Annotated in this window: 15 protein-coding genes and 1 riboswitch; of the genes, 2 read left to right on the top strand and 13 right to left on the bottom strand. The window is 65.3% G+C overall.

Annotated elements, in window-relative coordinates:
• Positions 1-3: 3 nt before the first annotated feature.
• The 7 genes from ABH924_RS19945 to ABH924_RS19915 all read right to left on the bottom strand — a co-directional run bounded on the left by ABH924_RS19945 (position 4) and on the right by ABH924_RS19915 (position 8,489).
• Positions 4-1,470 carry a carboxyl transferase domain-containing protein gene (locus ABH924_RS19945; protein ID WP_404501632.1) on the bottom strand — a complete coding sequence of 489 codons (1,467 nt, stop codon included), beginning with the start codon at positions 1,468-1,470 and terminating at the stop codon, positions 4-6.
• A complete protein-coding gene (locus tag ABH924_RS19940) occupies positions 1,467-2,711 on the bottom strand; it encodes a CaiB/BaiF CoA transferase family protein (RefSeq protein WP_404501630.1) in 1,245 nt (414 codons plus the stop codon). The genes ABH924_RS19945 and ABH924_RS19940 overlap by 4 nt, the downstream gene beginning before the upstream one ends.
• On the bottom strand, positions 2,708-4,195 hold the full coding sequence (locus tag ABH924_RS19935; RefSeq protein WP_404501628.1) for a sodium:solute symporter: 1,488 nt from the start codon (positions 4,193-4,195) through the stop codon (positions 2,708-2,710). The genes ABH924_RS19940 and ABH924_RS19935 overlap by 4 nt, the downstream gene beginning before the upstream one ends.
• Entirely contained in the window at positions 4,195-4,512 is a 318-nt protein-coding gene (locus ABH924_RS19930) for a hypothetical protein (protein WP_404501626.1), read from the bottom strand. Before ABH924_RS19930 ends, ABH924_RS19935 begins: the two co-directional genes overlap by 1 nt.
• Positions 4,509-5,948: an amidase family protein gene (locus tag ABH924_RS19925; RefSeq protein WP_404501624.1), complete on the bottom strand. Its 1,440-nt coding sequence runs from the start codon at positions 5,946-5,948 to the stop codon at positions 4,509-4,511. Before ABH924_RS19925 ends, ABH924_RS19930 begins: the two co-directional genes overlap by 4 nt.
• A 183-nt stretch (positions 5,949-6,131) precedes the next feature.
• Positions 6,132-7,103, bottom strand: a complete 972-nt coding sequence (locus ABH924_RS19920; RefSeq protein WP_234754676.1) for an Lrp/AsnC family transcriptional regulator — start codon at positions 7,101-7,103, stop codon at positions 6,132-6,134.
• 99 nt (positions 7,104-7,202) lie between these two features.
• A complete protein-coding gene (locus tag ABH924_RS19915; protein ID WP_404501622.1) occupies positions 7,203-8,489 on the bottom strand; it encodes an MFS transporter in 1,287 nt (428 codons plus the stop codon).
• Positions 8,490-8,566: 77 nt separating this feature from the next.
• On the opposite strand from ABH924_RS19915, the gene trmB reads away from it, so the two are divergent.
• Positions 8,567-9,490, top strand: coding sequence for a tRNA (guanosine(46)-N7)-methyltransferase TrmB (trmB, locus tag ABH924_RS19910; RefSeq protein WP_404501620.1), 924 nt, complete (start codon positions 8,567-8,569; stop codon positions 9,488-9,490).
• Here trmB and dhaL (ABH924_RS19905) read toward each other — a convergent pair.
• The 6 genes from dhaL (ABH924_RS19905) to ABH924_RS19880 all read right to left on the bottom strand — a co-directional run bounded on the left by dhaL (ABH924_RS19905) (position 9,471) and on the right by ABH924_RS19880 (position 14,396).
• Positions 9,471-10,187: a dihydroxyacetone kinase subunit DhaL gene (dhaL, locus tag ABH924_RS19905; protein ID WP_404501618.1), complete on the bottom strand. Its 717-nt coding sequence runs from the start codon at positions 10,185-10,187 to the stop codon at positions 9,471-9,473. The genes trmB and dhaL (ABH924_RS19905) overlap by 20 nt on opposite strands.
• A gap of 26 nt (positions 10,188-10,213) precedes the next feature.
• Positions 10,214-11,221, bottom strand: a complete 1,008-nt coding sequence (locus tag ABH924_RS19900) for a dihydroxyacetone kinase subunit DhaK (RefSeq protein WP_234754669.1) — start codon at positions 11,219-11,221, stop codon at positions 10,214-10,216.
• A 65-nt stretch (positions 11,222-11,286) separates the two neighbouring features.
• Positions 11,287-12,006, bottom strand: a complete 720-nt coding sequence (locus ABH924_RS19895) for an HPr family phosphocarrier protein (protein ID WP_404501616.1) — start codon at positions 12,004-12,006, stop codon at positions 11,287-11,289.
• Positions 12,003-12,650, bottom strand: coding sequence for a dihydroxyacetone kinase subunit DhaL (gene dhaL / locus ABH924_RS19890; RefSeq protein WP_404501614.1), 648 nt, complete (start codon positions 12,648-12,650; stop codon positions 12,003-12,005). The genes ABH924_RS19895 and dhaL (ABH924_RS19890) overlap by 4 nt, the downstream gene beginning before the upstream one ends.
• Before the next feature lies 1 nt (position 12,651).
• Complete coding sequence (gene dhaK, locus ABH924_RS19885; RefSeq protein WP_404501612.1) at positions 12,652-13,644, bottom strand: dihydroxyacetone kinase subunit DhaK; 993 nt, start codon at positions 13,642-13,644, stop codon at positions 12,652-12,654.
• Positions 13,641-14,396: an MIP/aquaporin family protein gene (locus ABH924_RS19880; RefSeq protein WP_234754662.1), complete on the bottom strand. Its 756-nt coding sequence runs from the start codon at positions 14,394-14,396 to the stop codon at positions 13,641-13,643. Before ABH924_RS19880 ends, dhaK begins: the two co-directional genes overlap by 4 nt.
• A 169-nt stretch (positions 14,397-14,565) precedes the next feature.
• Between ABH924_RS19880 and ABH924_RS19875 the strand changes: the two genes are divergently transcribed.
• Positions 14,566-15,324: an IclR family transcriptional regulator gene (locus ABH924_RS19875; RefSeq protein WP_404501610.1), complete on the top strand. Its 759-nt coding sequence runs from the start codon at positions 14,566-14,568 to the stop codon at positions 15,322-15,324.
• Between the two features lie 107 nt (positions 15,325-15,431).
• Positions 15,432-15,530, top strand: a riboswitch (glycine riboswitch).
• Positions 15,531-15,780: the final 250 nt, after the last annotated feature.

Below are 15,780 nucleotides of genomic sequence, written 5' to 3'. Positions count from 1 at the left end.
GGGTTAAAGCTGGGCGGCGAGGTGCCGGGAGGCGGCTTCCACCAGGCGCTTGATGAAACCCTCGCCCTCGCTTACCACCTCGTCCACGGCACCACCTTCGAAGAGTGCGCGTGCTCCGATCCGTTGCCGCTCACTCAGCTCGGCCGCCAGGGACGTGTCACCGTGCACAATGATGCTGGCACCTTCCGGCGGCAGCGGCGCGAGCCAGGCGTGCTCGGCCGCCACCGTGCGGCGGGCAGCCGCAAGAGCGAGCGCACCCCCACCGGCCCCCTCGCCGAGGAGCACGGCAACGCTTGGCACCGTAAGTCCGAGCATTCCCGCGATGCAATCAGCGATTCCGCCCGCGATTGCGGATTCCTCGGCCCGGACCGAAAGCTCGGCCCCCGGAGTATCCACCACCGTCACGAGCGGCAGCCCTAGTTCCTCCGCGAGGCGCATCCCCCGGCGGGCCTGCGCCAAACCCGCGGCGTCGAGGACGCTCCCCGCCCGCTGGGCTGCGCGGTCCTGGCCAACGACGACGACGGGCCGCCCCTCGAGTTCGGCCAGCACGACGGCGGTGCTCGCCGAAGCTGCCCCACGGCCCGTGCCGTGCAAGCGCACGAGGCGGCCGAACCCGGCGTCGAGCAGTTCCGCCAGCCCGGGACGCCCGGCGTCGCGAGTCAGTACGACCGAATCCCACGCGGAAGCGTCGTCGCTGCTGTTAGCTGTGACCGTCGGGGTTCCCGCATCGATCCAGGACCCGCAGCCAGCGAGGATGCCCAGCACCTCAGCGGCAAGGTTCCTGAAACCCGGTGCGTCCAACACGGCGTCGACCGTTCCACGAGCGAGAAGATGCTCGCTGCTCTGGATTCCCACCGGAAACTCCTGCCCAGTGAGTCCGGCGTAGACCTTGGGACCCAGGAAGCCAACCAGCCCACCTGGTTCCGCGACGGTGATGTGCCCCAACGATCCCCACGAGGCGAAGACGCCGCCTGTGGTGGGGTGCCGGAGATATGCCAGATAGGGCAGCCCTAGACGCTTGTATGCCGCGAGCGCCTCGGTAATCCGCACCATCTGCAGGAAGGCTAGGGTACCTTCCTGCATTCGGGTGCCGCCTGACGCAGGAGCGGCCACGAGGGGCAGCCGACGTCGGCCCGCCTCTTCAATTGCTGCGACGATCCGCTCGGCGGCGGACCGCCCGATCGAGCCGCCGAGGAAGGCGAACTCGCTGGCCAGGACGGCCACGGGCTGCCCATCCAGCGTCCCTTCGCCCGTGAGCACGGACTCGTCGGTACCGCTACGATCGCGGGCCCGGGCCAGATCCGCGAGGTAGGCAGAATCCGCCCCCGGCGGCGCCGGAGCAGGCCGGCCCCAACTCCGGAAACTGCCGGCGTCGAGGAGCTGCTCAAGAAACTCGGCCCCGCTAAGGCGGCGCTGCCGGTGTCCGATGGAAGCCGGTTCCGGGCGCGTGGCCTCCGCGACCGCCGTCACGACGCCCCCGAACCAATTAATGCGTCGCCGGGCAACCCTGCGCCGTCAAGCCACGCCCGGACGGCGTCGTCGTGCTCTCCGAGCCTCGGCGGCGCAGAGTGCCGCAACCTGGTGGTCTCGGTGCCGTCCGGTTGGAAGAAGCGCAGCGGCGATCCCGGGACCTCGATGCGTCCCAGCGTGGGGTGCTGGAGTTCAAGCGCCAAGTGCTGGCTCCGCGCCTGTTCCCAGGCAAAGACTTCGTCCAGGGAACGGACCCGGCCTCCGGGCACCCCGGCCGCTTCAAGCCGCGCGAGCAGCTCTTCGGCGTCGGACTCCGAGAACGCGGCTTCGATGGCTTCGGCCAGCTCGTCCCGGTGGGCCACGCGGGACTGATTGTCGCGCCAGCGTTCGTCCTGAACGGACAGTCCGAATTCTTCCGCGAAGCGGCGCCACAAACCTTCGGATCCCACGGCAATCTGCACCGAGCCTCCCGCGCAGCGGAACAGCCCATATGGCGCGATCGAAGGATGGTGGTTGCCTTGGGCCTGCGGAACCTCGCCGCCCACCGTCCAACGCGTGCCCTGGAAAGCAAGAACGCTGACGATCGAGGACAACAGGGACGTGCGGACCACTTGGCCACGGCCCGTCCGCTCACGTTCCAGGAGAGCCGCCAGCACACCGTAGGCGCCGTGGATTCCAGCCAGGACATCGCCAATCGGTACGCCAACGCGCTGCGGGTCCCCGGGACCTGAACCCGTGAGGGACATCAGCCCCGCTTCGCCCTGGGCAATCTGGTCGTAGCCGGCACGGTGCCCCTCCGGACCGTCGTGGCCGAAGCCGCTGATCGCGAGGACCACCAGCCTCGGATTCAACTCTTCGAGGCTCTTGGGATCAAAACCCAGCCGGTCCAGGGTTCCCGGACGGAAGTTCTCCACGAGGACGTCGGCCCGCCGCAGCAGTTCCCGCAACGCGGCCTTGCCGCCTGCCGCCTTGAGGTCAAGCCGGATGGACTCCTTATTCCGGTTGCACGAAAGGAAGTACGTGGACTCGCGACCCTCAGGAGTATCGACGAACGGCGGCCCCCAGCCGCGGCTGTCATCACCGACGTCGGGATTCTCCACCTTGATGACGCGGGCGCCGAGGTCGCCGAGCATCATGCCGGCGTGCGGACCCGCAAGGGCGCGGGAAAGGTCGACGACGAGCTTGCCGACGAGCGGTCCCTCGTGGTGTTGCTTGTGGTCGCGGAATCCGGGCTGCGTCATGCTTCGACTCCTACGGTGCTGTGCCCTTCAACCGCGCTATGTCCATTAACCGCACTGTGTCCATCAACCGCAAGATGCTCCGGAACTGGCCCGACGTCGTCCGCGCGACGACGGCGGATAAGTTCAGCGACGGCGAGCACCACAAGGTTCGGGGCGAGGGCGATCAGGCCCGAATCGGCGCCGCCCGTGGGGACGTTGCCGAAGGTGATGACAGCTACTGTGAGCGTGCCGACGATGATCCCCAGGTTGACCGGAACGGCGCCGATGCGCACCTTGCGGCCGATCGCGATGGCGACGGCGGGAGCGAGCTGGGTGAGGCCCCCGTACGTGAGCAGGAGCAGCGCTCCGATGTCCGATTTTGCGAGCCCGAAAGCCAGAGCCAGTCCGACGGCGATGGCGACCACCACGTGGTTGATCCGGAACCGCAGCTTGGGGTTCTTCACGGACAGCAGGTTGTTCGAGACAAGCGAGGAAATGCCCATCGCGATGGCGCCCGCCGGAACCATGGCAGCCGCTGCGCCGCCGATGGCAATGATCGCGATCAGTGGCTCCGGCAAGGTGTGCTGGGCGATGCCCAAGAGGACGAAGTTGCTCTTGGTCTTCGGATCGAGGACCAGGGTGGCCGCAATTCCGGCTGTGATCGGGATGAGCAGGAGGAACTGGTAGACCGCAAGCCATTTGACGTTGTCCCGCAGCACGGCACCGCTTTTCGCGGCAAGAACCGGCGGCCACAAGTGCGGGAAGGTGTTGAGCCCGGCGCCGATGCTTGTCACGATCACCGAGGTCACCCAGAAGGTGGCGTCAAAGCCCGGACGGCTGATGGTGAGGTAGCTCGGGGCGGTATCCATGACTTTGGCGAAGATATCCGGGATGCCGCCAATGCCGGCGACCACACCGGCCAACACGATGACCAGGGCGGCCAGCATGGCGAAGTCCTTGAAAACAGCCACCTTGGCGAGTCCCCGGATGCCCGCCCAGATGACGAAGACGACCACCAGCACGCTGGCCACGGCCATGCTGTAACCACGCGCCGATTCGCTCCCGGTAGCGAGCTGGACGATCAATCCAAGCCCGGTGATTTGCAGTTGCAGGTACGGGATGAGGAACACCGCACCGACGAGGGCCACGGTCTTGCCCAGGGCCTTGCTGTTGAATCGGTCCTGGAAGAAGTCCGCCATGGTCAGGTAGCCGCGGTTCGCGCCGAGAGCTCGCTGCCGGGGAATCACGAAATACTGGACGATGCAGTTGATGGTCAGATAGGCGACGGCGAAGAGTGCGGCGACGCCGCCACCGAACGCGATTCCGGCGAGGCCGAGGAAGCTGAACGTGGTCAGCGACTCGCCCGCCTGGAGGAACCAGCTGGTCCAGCGGGGCAAATCCCGCTTGCCGACGGTCCAGCTGGAGAGTTCTGTCTGGCGTCGGCGGCCCACGATACCGAGGGCGCCGATGCCGACAATTCCGATGATGATGGCGACTGTAAGCATCAGTAGGCCTCTCTTTCGGTGATGGTGGCCGGCCTATAGGTAGCGGCGCCATTCGTTGTAGCGGCGCCTGCCAAGGCGCTTTGCTCGGCTTCAAGACGGTCGAGTTCGGCACCGCCTTCTCGGAGGTACGTGCGCTCGATAATCTGCAGTGCGACGATCGTGGCGACGATCATGAGGCCCATCCAGACGATCGCCGACGGGAGGCCAAGCCATAGCGTTGGTGTGGAAACGAAAGGCAGGAACGGTGTGATGATCATGCCCACGATGGGGACTGAGGCAATGGTCAATCTCTTGGGGGATGCCAGGGTAGTGCTCATAGAACTGCAGCTCCTTGGGGGCGAACGGATGAGCAGGAAGAGATCTTCTCGAAGGCGGAAGCCAGGCGGAGGAGACGGGCGTCGCTGCCGCGCGCTCCGACCATCTGGAGGCCTACGGGAAGTCCGGCGGGGGTGAAACCGGCCGGAACCGACAGGGCGGGGAGGCCAAGCGGGGTGAACAGGTACGGGGCACGCATCCAGTCGAGATAGTTCTGGAGCCGTTGCCCCTCGATCTCGGTGGGGTATTCGAGATCGACGTCGAACGGGACAACCTGGGACGCAGGGGCAATAACCAGGTCGTAACGCTCAAAGAATCCGGCCGCCTTGCGAATCAGGCGGGTCATTCCTTCCTCGGCGCGAACTACGTCGCGGCCACTGAGCAGGCCACCTTCGCGGATGTTGCCGGCCAGGAAATGGTTGAAGGCATCGGGTTCTGTGGCAAGCTGCTCGCCCCACATCGAGTCGAAAGAGGCTGCGCGCAGTACGCGGAACACTTGCTCGGAACCGTCGAGGTCCGGGCAGTCCAGCTCGACGTGTGCGCCCAGGGCCGCGAGGGCCGCTGCCTGCGGTTCAATGACGTCGAGAACCTCGCGGCTCACAGGGATCCGGCCGCCGAGGCTCGGAGCGAACGCGATACGCAGGCCGGCAAAATCGGCTGGGGACAGTTCGGTGGCGGGGGCATCGCGGCGTTCGGGACCGGTCGGGAAAACGGAATGGGGATCGTCAGGCGAAGCGCCGGTCATGACCTCGAACAAAAGCGCAGCGTCCGCCGCCGTGCGGCCCATGGGTCCGGCCACGCCCAACGGGAAAAAGACGTTGTTGCCGTCCGTGTTGGGGACCATGCCGGGGGTGGGACGCAGGCCGACCACATTGCAAAACGACGCCGGGTTGCGGAGGGAGCCGCCCATGTCGCTTCCATCGGCGATCGGCTGGAAGCCCGCTGCCAGGGCAGCTGCCGCACCACCGCTGCTGCCGCCGGCGGACTTGCCGGGGTCATAGGGGTTGCGCGTTGCACCGAAAACACGGTTGAAGGTGTGGGAACCAGCGGCGAACTCGGGGACATTGGTCTTGCCCACTCGAATTGCTCCGGCGTCGAGGATGCGCTGGACGTGCAGATCATTTTCCTCCGGAACGTGGTCCCGGAAGTGCGGGTGCCCGAACGTGGTGCGCATCCCCGCGGTATTCGCGGTGTCCTTGAAGCTGATGGGCAAGCCGTGGAGCGGTCCCACTGGCTCTCCGGCCACGATCTTGCGGTCGGCTTCCGCTGCGGCCGCCCTGGCGCCCTCTTCGTCGAGGGTAACGACCGCGTTGATCAACGGGTTGAGCTTGTCGATCTGTTCCAGGTGCGCCTCGAGGACCTCGGTGGCAGACACCTCCCGGGAACGCAGGAGCCCGGCGAGCTCCACTGCCCCACGGTAAATCAAGTCGTTTGTCATGATTCATATTGCTTTCATTTAGTTTCCTTTTGAGTCACTTCTTTGCCTAAAGTAGAATTAATGAACCACGATAGTGTGGTGAATCACATTTGGCTAGGGGTGCGCATGAGATTTTTGGCGCGCAAGGCACCCTTTTCTGGGCAGGAGCGAACCCAGACGGGAGGAAGCTGGTTTCTAACTGACTCAGTCGAGGGCGGGCATGCGCAAGCCGCCGCGCTTGTACGCCCGCACCACGAGGGAACTGCGCACAGCCAGGGCACGCTCGGCCCATGGAGATGACGTGAGGAAATCGCGCAGTTCGTTCAAGCTGGCGAGGGTGACGTTGGCCATGAGCTGGAATTCGCCCATCGCCATGACCGCGTAGCGGACTCCGGGCGCTTCAGCGAGCAGCCTGCCAACCTCGACGGCGTCGGCGGGGGCAGTGCGGACCCAGACCACGGCTTCGATCGGAAGGCCGATGTCCGCGGGCTCAACGATCGCCCGGACACTCAGCGTGCCGTCCTCGAGGAGGGTGTTGAGCCGTCGGCGCACGGCCGGGGCGGAAAGCCCCACGGCTTCCCCCAGCTCGGCGACCGGAACGCGGCCGTCAGCCACGAGGATCCGCACGAGGTGGGAGTCGACGTCGTCGAGCACTCCACTCGCACTCGGACGGGACGGCGGAGGCGGCACTTCCTGGAGCGCGGCAGTTTCCTCTGCGGTGACCGGGCCCGGGTGCCATTCAGCCACCGTGCGGAAGTACTCCATGACGGGCGACGCGCTCACCTGCACCACGCCGTCGAGGGCTGGTAGTTCCTCCAGCACAAGGCTCGAGAGGCGTCCCGGACGGGCTTGAACCTCGAACAGGATTCGAGTGGGGCCGGTGAGCGCATAGACGAAAATAGCGTCCGGATCGCCTGAAAGCTCCTCCGCGATGGCGACCAACCGCGAGGGTTCACAGTGCACTTCCACAAGATGGGTGGGGCCAAGGGTCACCAGGCCGGCCACCCGCACGATACTCGAATCCAGCAGGGCGATGCCGCGGCGGGTCACCGTGCTGAACGGCTCGCCCAGAACTTCGGCGATCCGCCGCCAGGAGGCGCGGCCATTGACCTGGAGAGCGCCGACAATCCGCCGATCGAGCCCGTCCAGCTCGCGCGAGGGTGCCAGCATGACCATGTACCCGATTATGCCGCCTCGCTGCGTTCCCTCCCCAACTGGCTCGCAGTTAACGTCGTTTAGAGGCCCGAAAACGACAACAACTGCGAGTCAGTTGGGCTAGCCGACATACCGGTTCCGGCCGGCGCGGAAGCCGAAGAAGGCCGCCAGGGATCCCACTATGAGGAACAGGATGCCGGCAGCCGCGAAGCCACCGGTCGCTTGGTGCAACTGGCCGACCATCAGGGTTCCCGTGGAGCCCAAGCCATAGCCGACGCCCTGCATCATGCCGGAAAGATGCGCCGCGGTGTGCGAATCGCGCGTACGCAGCATGATCATGGTCAACGCCACGGCCGTGAGGCTCCCCTGGCCAAGGCCCAACAGCCCGGTCCACACCCAAATCAGATCCGTGGGGCCGAAGATGCTCAAGGCGAAGCCGCCGCCGGTCATGAGCGCCACCACGGCGTTGATGACGCGCTGATCCTTGAAACGGGCCGCGAGCCCCGGAGCAATGAAAGAACCAAGCATCTGCAGCACAATCGACACGGACACGATGAAGCCGGCCGTCCCGCCGTCGATCCCGCGATCGCGGAGAATCGGCGCCAACCAGGCGAACACGCTGAAGGACATCATCGCCTGCAACGCCATAAAGATGGTGACCTGCCAGGCGACGGCGGAACGCCAGACGTTCGCACCGCCGTCGGCGGCGTTGTGCCGGACGGGATGCTGGCGGATCGCGAGCGGCAAGAAAAGCAAAAGTACGACGGCGGCGGGCAGCGCCCAGAACCACAGCGCCGAGGTCCAGTGCCCGGCCGCCGCGAAGACGGGATAGGTGAAACCGGCGCCAAGCGCGGCGGACGCGCAAATCGCCGTCGTATATAGCCCGCCCATGAGCCCAAGCCGATGCGGGAAGTCGCGCTTCACCACCCCGGGCAGGAGCACATTGCACAGCGCGATCGCGGCGCCGCACGCCGCGGTACCGGCAAGGAGGGCCGGCAAGTGCCCGGCGCCGGCGAGGTCCACGGGACGGAGCAGCAGCCCAGCCGTTAGCACTGCCATCGCGCCAAGCAATACTCTCTCGGCACCGAAACGGCGCGCCAGGACCGGCGCCAGCGGCGCAAAGACACCCAACAAGGTCACTGGCACAGTGGTGAGGACAACCACTGCCCAGCCCGGCAGCCCGGCGTCGGCGGTGACTTCCGGAAGAACCGCCGAAAAGCTCGAAAACACCGTCCGCAGGTTCAGGCCGATGAGCACCAGGCAGATCCCCAGGAAAACGAGTCCGGCGCGCGTCTTGACCTGGGTAGGCTCGGCGGCGGGAACCTCGTCGATCTCGGCGTCGACGAGGGTCTCCGGGATGCCGGAGTGCGGCTTGGTGTTCTCGGGGGAGCTTGAGGCACGGGTCACCAACCCATTCTGGCAGTTTGTCCACATACGCCAGCTCCGCCGCGGGCGTTAGGTCCTGCAACGGTATTCTGGAGGGGATGAGTGAAACCCCAGAATCCCCCGAAACACCGCAGTCTTCGCGCCCCGTGACCCCAGGCAGCCAGGCCTCCTTCGGCACGTATGGCGGCCGGCCGGTCAGTTTTGTGCGCCGCGGGACACGCCTTCAGGGCCGCCGCCAGGCCGCGTGGGAAGAGCACTCGGACCGCTGGGCCATCCAGGTTCCGCGGCATGTCGCCAACACGTCCGTGCACCCGGACTACGTGTTCGACGCCGAAGCGGAGTTTGGGCGCAAGGCGCCGCTGATCGTTGAAATCGGTTCGGGACTCGGCGACGCCGTATGCCACGCGGCAGAGGAGAACCCGGACAGGGACTTCCTCGCCGTGGAGGTATATACCCCGGGCCTGGCCAACACCATGATCAAGATCAACAGCCGCGAGCTCAGCAACGTCCGCGTGGTGGAGGCCAACGCCCCCGAGGTCCTGGCCACCATGCTCCCCGCGGGTTCGGTGAGCGAGCTCTGGGTCTTCTTCCCCGACCCGTGGCACAAATCCCGGCACCACAAACGCCGCCTCATCCAGCCCGCGTTCGCCGAACTCGCAGCACGGTCCCTCAAGAAGGGTGGCCTGTGGCGGATCGCCACCGACTGGTCCAACTACGCCATACACGTCCGCGAGGTCCTGGCCGGCTCCACCGAGTTCGAGAACGTGCACGACGGCGAACGGACCGGCGCTGACAGCCCCCTCACCCAGGTGTGGGAATCCGGAGTCGAAACCATGGTTGGCGGGGCACCTGTCAAGGAAGGCCGCGCCCCGGTCAGCACCGAGCACACAGGCCCCAACGAGGGAGTGGACCACGTGGGCGGTTGGGCTCCGCGCTTCGATGGCCGCATCCGCACGAGCTTCGAAAACAAGGCCCACGAGGCCGGACGTATGATCTTCGACCTCAGCTATCGCAGGATCTAGCAGCTGTAAGCTCGGGGGACATCCCGCGCGCATCATCCCTGCGATGGTTAGCTGGTGGGCCGCCGCCGGCGCCGACGGTGTCCGCGCCGGCCTCAAAGAACAAAGCGATGGTGACCGCGCCGGGATCGAGCACCCCCCGCGCGAGTTCCCCCACGTAGGTGGCCCTGCCGCGGGCGGCGATGAGGTCGGCGGTGGACTCAGCGCCGGCCCGGGCAGCCAGGGCTGCTTCCAGAAGCGCCTCGCCTGGCATGCTGCCGCGCTCGGCGGCCGCGGTGAGGGCAGCGGATGCCGGTTCGAGCGCGTCGATCATTGTGTTGTCACCGACCCGGGCACCGCCGAGTTTCTGGATGGTCGACAGACCCGCGGCGATGCCTTGGGCGATGTCAGTGACGGCTGCTGCGTCATTCTTGGTCCCTTTGGCGATGTCGCGGAACCACATCCCGAACAGCGGTCCGCTGGTGCCTCCGGTGGCCAAGAAGCCACGGCTTGCGGCTTGGAACACGGTGGTAAAGGTCGCCTCCGTGGCGGGCGGCAAACCTGCTCGTGTGCGTTCCAGGGCCGACGCGATGTTCACGCCGAAGTCGCCATCACCGGCGAGCCTGTCCAGCTCTGTCAGGTAGGCCTGTGTCGAGTCGAATCGTTCGCTGAACGAGGTGATCCACGTCAGTGCAGCGGTGCCGTTGATGAAGTTGGTCATGGTGTTTCCTTCGGTTTGTTGTGTTGTTACCAAGTGAGGGCTGGTGTGCGGACGGTGTCGTCCCACAGGCTGATCAGTTCGTCGTCGGCAACGGTCAGGGTCACGGAGAGGCCGTGCATGTTCAGGGAAGAGACGTACGTGCCGGTCAAGGAGCGCGCGACGCTGATGCCACGACCGTTCAGAAGGTTGTGTACGTGGCGGGCTGCGATGGACAGCTCGAGCGGGTAGGCCCCGCCGAGGCCGTTCACGATCGCAATCACCGACTGGCCGCGCTTGACCTGCAGACTGTTCACCAAAGGGGTGACGAGCTGTTCGACCAGATCATCGGCAGGCGCATAGGCGATGCGGCCGGTGCCGCGTTCACCGTGGATGCCCACCCCGAATTCGACCTCGTGCGGTTCCAGCTCAAACGCCGCAGCGGACTCACCGGGGTGCGCACCTGCGTCCAGGGCGATCGCCAGGCTGCGTGAACGGGTTACGACGTCGCGGCCGCGGGCGGCGATCGTGGACACGTCGGCGCCCCGCTCGGCGAGAGCGCCGCATACCTTTTCGACGGTGACCACTGCGGCAGTGCCGCGGCGTCCGGGACCGTCGTTGCCGTTGTCGGAGGCGAGGTCGTCGTCAACCAGGACCTGCTCCACGGGAACGCCGTCGTCATCGGCCAGGGACGCGGCGATCTGGAAGTTGAGGACGTCGCCGGTGTAGTTCTTCACGATCTGCACGACACCTGCGCCGGTGTTGGCGAGTTTGGTGCCCGCATGCACCTGGTCTGCGGTGGGGCTGGCAAACACTGCGCCGCAGACGGCGACGTCGAGCATGCCGCTCCCGACGAATCCGGCGTGCAGTGGCTCGTGGCCGGAGCCTCCTCCTGAGACAAGTCCGGCCTTGCCGGGTGTCAGGGTTTTGCGGGAGATCAGGTTGTGTTCGTTGTTGAACGTCACCAGCTCCGGATAGGTCAGGGCGAAACCGTCCAGGGCTTCGTCGATGACGCGGTGGGGGTTGTTGACGATGTGTCGACGCACGGATGTGGGCATGGAAGTACTCCGGTTCTGTAAATAGGACAGCGGAAAGAGAGGGATGAAGGCGTTGGGGAAGGAGGCTAGGACAGCTCGCCGAACCCTTGGAGGACGAGTTGCTTTAAGGCGTTCACGGCCCGACTGGCGTCGGGGCCGTTGGCATCAATGCGGAGCTGATCGTTCTTGCTCGCCGCGAGGGAGAGCAGACCGATCACACTGGATGCGCTGACCGGTCCTCGCCCGGCGGTGGTGTTTGTGAGTTCGATGTCGGCACTGAACTCCCCGGCCGTCTGCACGAGTAGGGCTGCCGGGCGGGTGTGCAGGCCCATCGGATTGATCAGACGTTCCTCTGCGCTGGCGGCGGGGTTCTCCGGATCGGTGTCTTCCGCGACTGAAGCGCCTGCTCCGGTGACGGTCTGGGTCTTCTTTGCGCTGAGGGCGTTGCTCGCTTCAGCGGCAACGTCGGCCAGCGAACTTCCTGCCGTTGCGCTGACCACTGCAGCCGTAGTTGCTTCGACGAAGGGGCCGTCGCTGATCAAGACCTCGTAGGTGCTGCTGCGGATCTCCAAGGCCAGGGATGAGCTAAGGATCGCTGATCCCAGGTCGGTGATCACGAGCACACCCTCAATGGTGGCGAGGTCATCGATTGCGGACGCGATTGCTGTTGCGTCGGTGCCGAAACCTCCGGCCACGCCCGCGGCGATCCGGATGGGAGGTTGCGCGCCGTGAACCATTTGCAGGGCGAGATCCATCGCGGCGTTTGCGAGGGCTTCACTGTGTGAGACGAGTACGATGCCGATCATGCGGTTCCTTCCCCGATGCTGGCGGCCAGCGCTGCAAGCAGGATGGCCGCTGACGCGGCTCCCGGATCGATGTGTCCGGCGCTGCGCTCACCGAGGTAGGACGCCCGGCCTTTGCGTGCGACGAGCGGTTTGGTGGAGTCCCGGCCGGTCGTCGCCGCAGCGGCGGCGGCCGCAATTGAGCACTGCAGTTGCTGGCCGTCAGCCAGGGACTGGGACAGTGCCGTGACGGCCGGTTCGAGGGCGTCAATCATGGTCTTGTCGCCAACCGTTGCATGTCCCCGTGCAATCACGCCGTTGACGCCGGCATGCAGTGCGTTCTCCAATTCAGATCCGTTCAATTGCACGTCCGCGGGGCTGTTTCGGGCCATTTCAATGAAGAAGGTGCCGTACAAGGACCCGCTGGCCCCACCGACGGTGGCCACCAGGGTCATGCCGACGGCCTTAAGCAGTTCCTGTACGGTGCCTGTCGCCCCGCCATCGAGCTTGGTGACCACTGCGGCTGTGCCGCGGACCATGTTGGTCCCGTGGTCAGCATCTCCAATCGCCGAGTCCAGCTCGGTCAGCCAGTCTGCTTCTCTCGTGATTTCGGACGCGAAGCGGTACAGCCACTGCTGCAGCGCACCGATCGTAAGTGCTTCAGACATGTCAATCCTGCCAGCGGAGGGCAGGGGTGTTCACCGGCGCGTCCCATAGATCGAGAATTTCGTCGTCTACGCCGACCAGAGTCAGCGAGCAGCCCGCCATATCGAGACTGGTGACGTAATTGCCGACCAACGAGCGCGCTACCTTTATATTGCGTTCGTTGAGTCGGTCGGAGACCTCGGCGAACATTGCGTAGAGCTCGATCAGCGGGGTTCCTCCCAGGCCGGTCAGCAAAGCGATGACCGGTTTGCCGCCGAGGTCATAGTCGGTGGTGATCGACTCGACAAACGCGTGCGAGAGTTCCGCGGCCGACATCACCGGCACACGCTTGCGTCCTGGCTCGCCGTGGATGCCGACGCCGAGTTCCATTTCGCCCTCGGGGAGGTCGAAGCTGGGCCTGCCGACGGCAGGAACAGTGCAGCTGGTGAGTGCTGCCCCCATGGAACGCCCGGCATGGGCGGTCCGTTCGGCGAGCCCGTGTACTTTCTCAAGGGACCAGCCGCGGGCAGCTGCTGCGCCGGCAACTTTTTCCAGAATCAGCGTGGTGCCGACACCGCGCCGGCCCGCTGTCCAGGTGGAGTCCTCCACCGCGACGTCGTCTGCGACGACAACGGTGGCCACCTCGATTCCCTGCTCCCGGGCGAGTTCGGCGGCCATTTCAAAGTTGAGCAGGTCGCCGGTGTAGTTTTTCACCACGAAGAGCACCCCCGCCCCGGTGTCCACCCGGGTGGCGGCGGCCAGAATCTGGTCGGGCGTCGGTGATGTAAAGATCTCACCGGCGCACGCGGCATCCAGCATCCCGGCGCCGACGAACCCGCTGTGCAGCGGTTCATGGCCCGAGCCACCTCCAGAGACCAGTGCGACGCGTCCCTCCCGTGGTGCGGTGCTGAAAACGATGCGGTTCTCGAAATCAACGGAAAGTTGGCCGTGCGCGGCGGCGACACCGCGCAGGGCGTCTGCCAGCAGAGTCTGCGGGGAGTTGATCAGCTTGTTCACGCCCGGGACTCCTGCTCGGTCAGCGCCTCGGTGAGCGAGGTGCGGTCAGCCTGGGTGCGCGAGATGAGCCCGAACAACAATCCCGCGGCGACGCCCGCGGCAAGTTCGGCGACAACATAAACAGGCCATTGCTCCCAGTGAACGGTTCCGCCCATCAGGAACTGTACGAGCATCGGCCCGGTGGTCCTGGCGGGGTTGATCGATGCCCCCGTGGCGGGCGCGACGGGGATGATTGCGGCGAACACGATGAAGCCGATGACAATCCCGGCGAAACCCGGTGCGGCCTTGCGGTGGATCACGCCGAAGACCGTGAAGACCAGAATGAACGTGCCGATGAATTCAGCGGTGAAAGCCTGCCAGACGGGGATGTCACCATAGGCGGCCACCCCGAGGCCCAGCTCACTGGCCTTCTGGCCGAGGACCGCAATGATCGCGAGGGAACCTGCAACAGCACCCAGTACCTGGGCTGCGAGGTATCCCGGCACGTCACGCCACGGGAACTTCCCTGTGGCGGCCAGCGCCACGGTCACTGCGGGGTTGATGTGGTTTCCCGAGATGTAACCGAAGACGTAGACGGTGCCAATGACGACTGCACCAAACGACAGGGAGATGAAGCCCAGCTCCGAACCGGTAAACGGCGCATTGCCGCGGGCGATGGCGAGGGCCGGGACGGATCCTACTCCTACGAACACGAGGAACGCGGTCCCCAGGAACTCGGCAGCGACGCGCTGCCACATGCGGTTTTCGTCCATGACGAAAGTTCTCCTTTGAACGGTGGATGAAATTAGCCGAAGAGTCGGATTCGACATTGTCGACTCTGATTCGGTATTATCGAATCATGCCGTTTAGGATCCCTGGTTGTCAAGGGGTTAAATTGACATGTCGAACGGAGAAGCCAATTGATGATGGGAGAGTGGGGCTGTGATCCAGTCGATTGACCGTGCCGCGAAGATCCTCGGGCTCCTTCAAGGCGCCAGGCGCCTTGGAATTTCCGAATTGGCCGCCGCGTTGGAGCTTCCGCCGTCCACCGTCCACGGTCTGGTGAAGTCGCTGCAGGCACACGGGCTGGTCGCTCAGGAAAGTTCCGGAAACCGTTACATGCTCGGGCCCGCGCTGTTGAAACTTTCCAGCGTGTACCTCGACACGCTTGACGTCCGGGCTCGCGCGATGCGGTGGATGCACGAGTTGTCTCGACGGACCGGTTACGCGACGCGACTGGGTGTGAACCTTCTCGGCGAGGTTTTGATCATTCATCACGACCGCCGCCCCGACGGCACAGAGCAAATGCCGGAAACAGGACTCAACCTACCCGCCCACGCCTCTGCTCTCGGAAAAGTACTACTCGCCTACAACCCCGAGTTCGAAAATGACGTGCTCAGCAAACCGCTGGCCGAATTTACCGGCGAAACGATCACCAACCCTGCCGTCCTCCGATCCCAGCTTGAGGAAGTGCGCAAAAACGCGCTCGGGTTGGAATACGAGGAAGCGGTGATTGGCGAGGCTTCCATCGCGGCCCCCGTCTACGATGAAAGCGGGACCGTCATCGCCGTTTTGTCGGTTGTGCTCCCCGCGAGCGAGTGGCCGGCAAGCGAGGCCACCGTCCGCGAACTCCGCGACGCCGCGTGGACAATTTCACGGGAACTCGGAGCTTCCGTATGGTCCTCCCAAGGCGCCCGCTAGACCTTGCGCCAACCAGAACCCGCGACAATTGCGACAGCCACCCTTTGCGTGCCGCACAGGCACCGGATACCATGTGAGACGTGTCACCGAAAGGCGGCACGTGCTTATGATCTGCGGCGGGAGAGCCCTGCCGGTACGTTTCAGCAGGCGCCGTAGGAGCAAATCCTCCCCAGGAATCTCTCAGGCCCATGTACCGCCGCGGCAAGGCAACTCTGGAAAGCAGCCCGGGCAACCGGACTCACCGACGGTGCAAGCGTCCAGCCGAGAGGCGGAGACGCGGAAACTCTCAGGTCCAATACAGAGCGGGGAGGAACCGAATCATCGTGGTGCGTCCGCGCCACCTGAATTATGGAGTTCCTCATGACCCTGGCACCTGAAGGCCGTAAGCTGCTGCGCGTTGAACAACGCAACAAAGCCGTCCCGGTCGAACGCAAGCCCGAGTGGATCAAGGCCAAG

Source organism: Arthrobacter sp. GAS37, assembly GCF_044908325.1.
Taxonomy (GTDB): domain Bacteria; phylum Actinomycetota; class Actinomycetes; order Actinomycetales; family Micrococcaceae; genus Arthrobacter; species Arthrobacter ramosus.
Note: the sequence above shows the minus strand (reverse complement) of the source record. Positions and strands in the feature narration are given on the sequence as shown.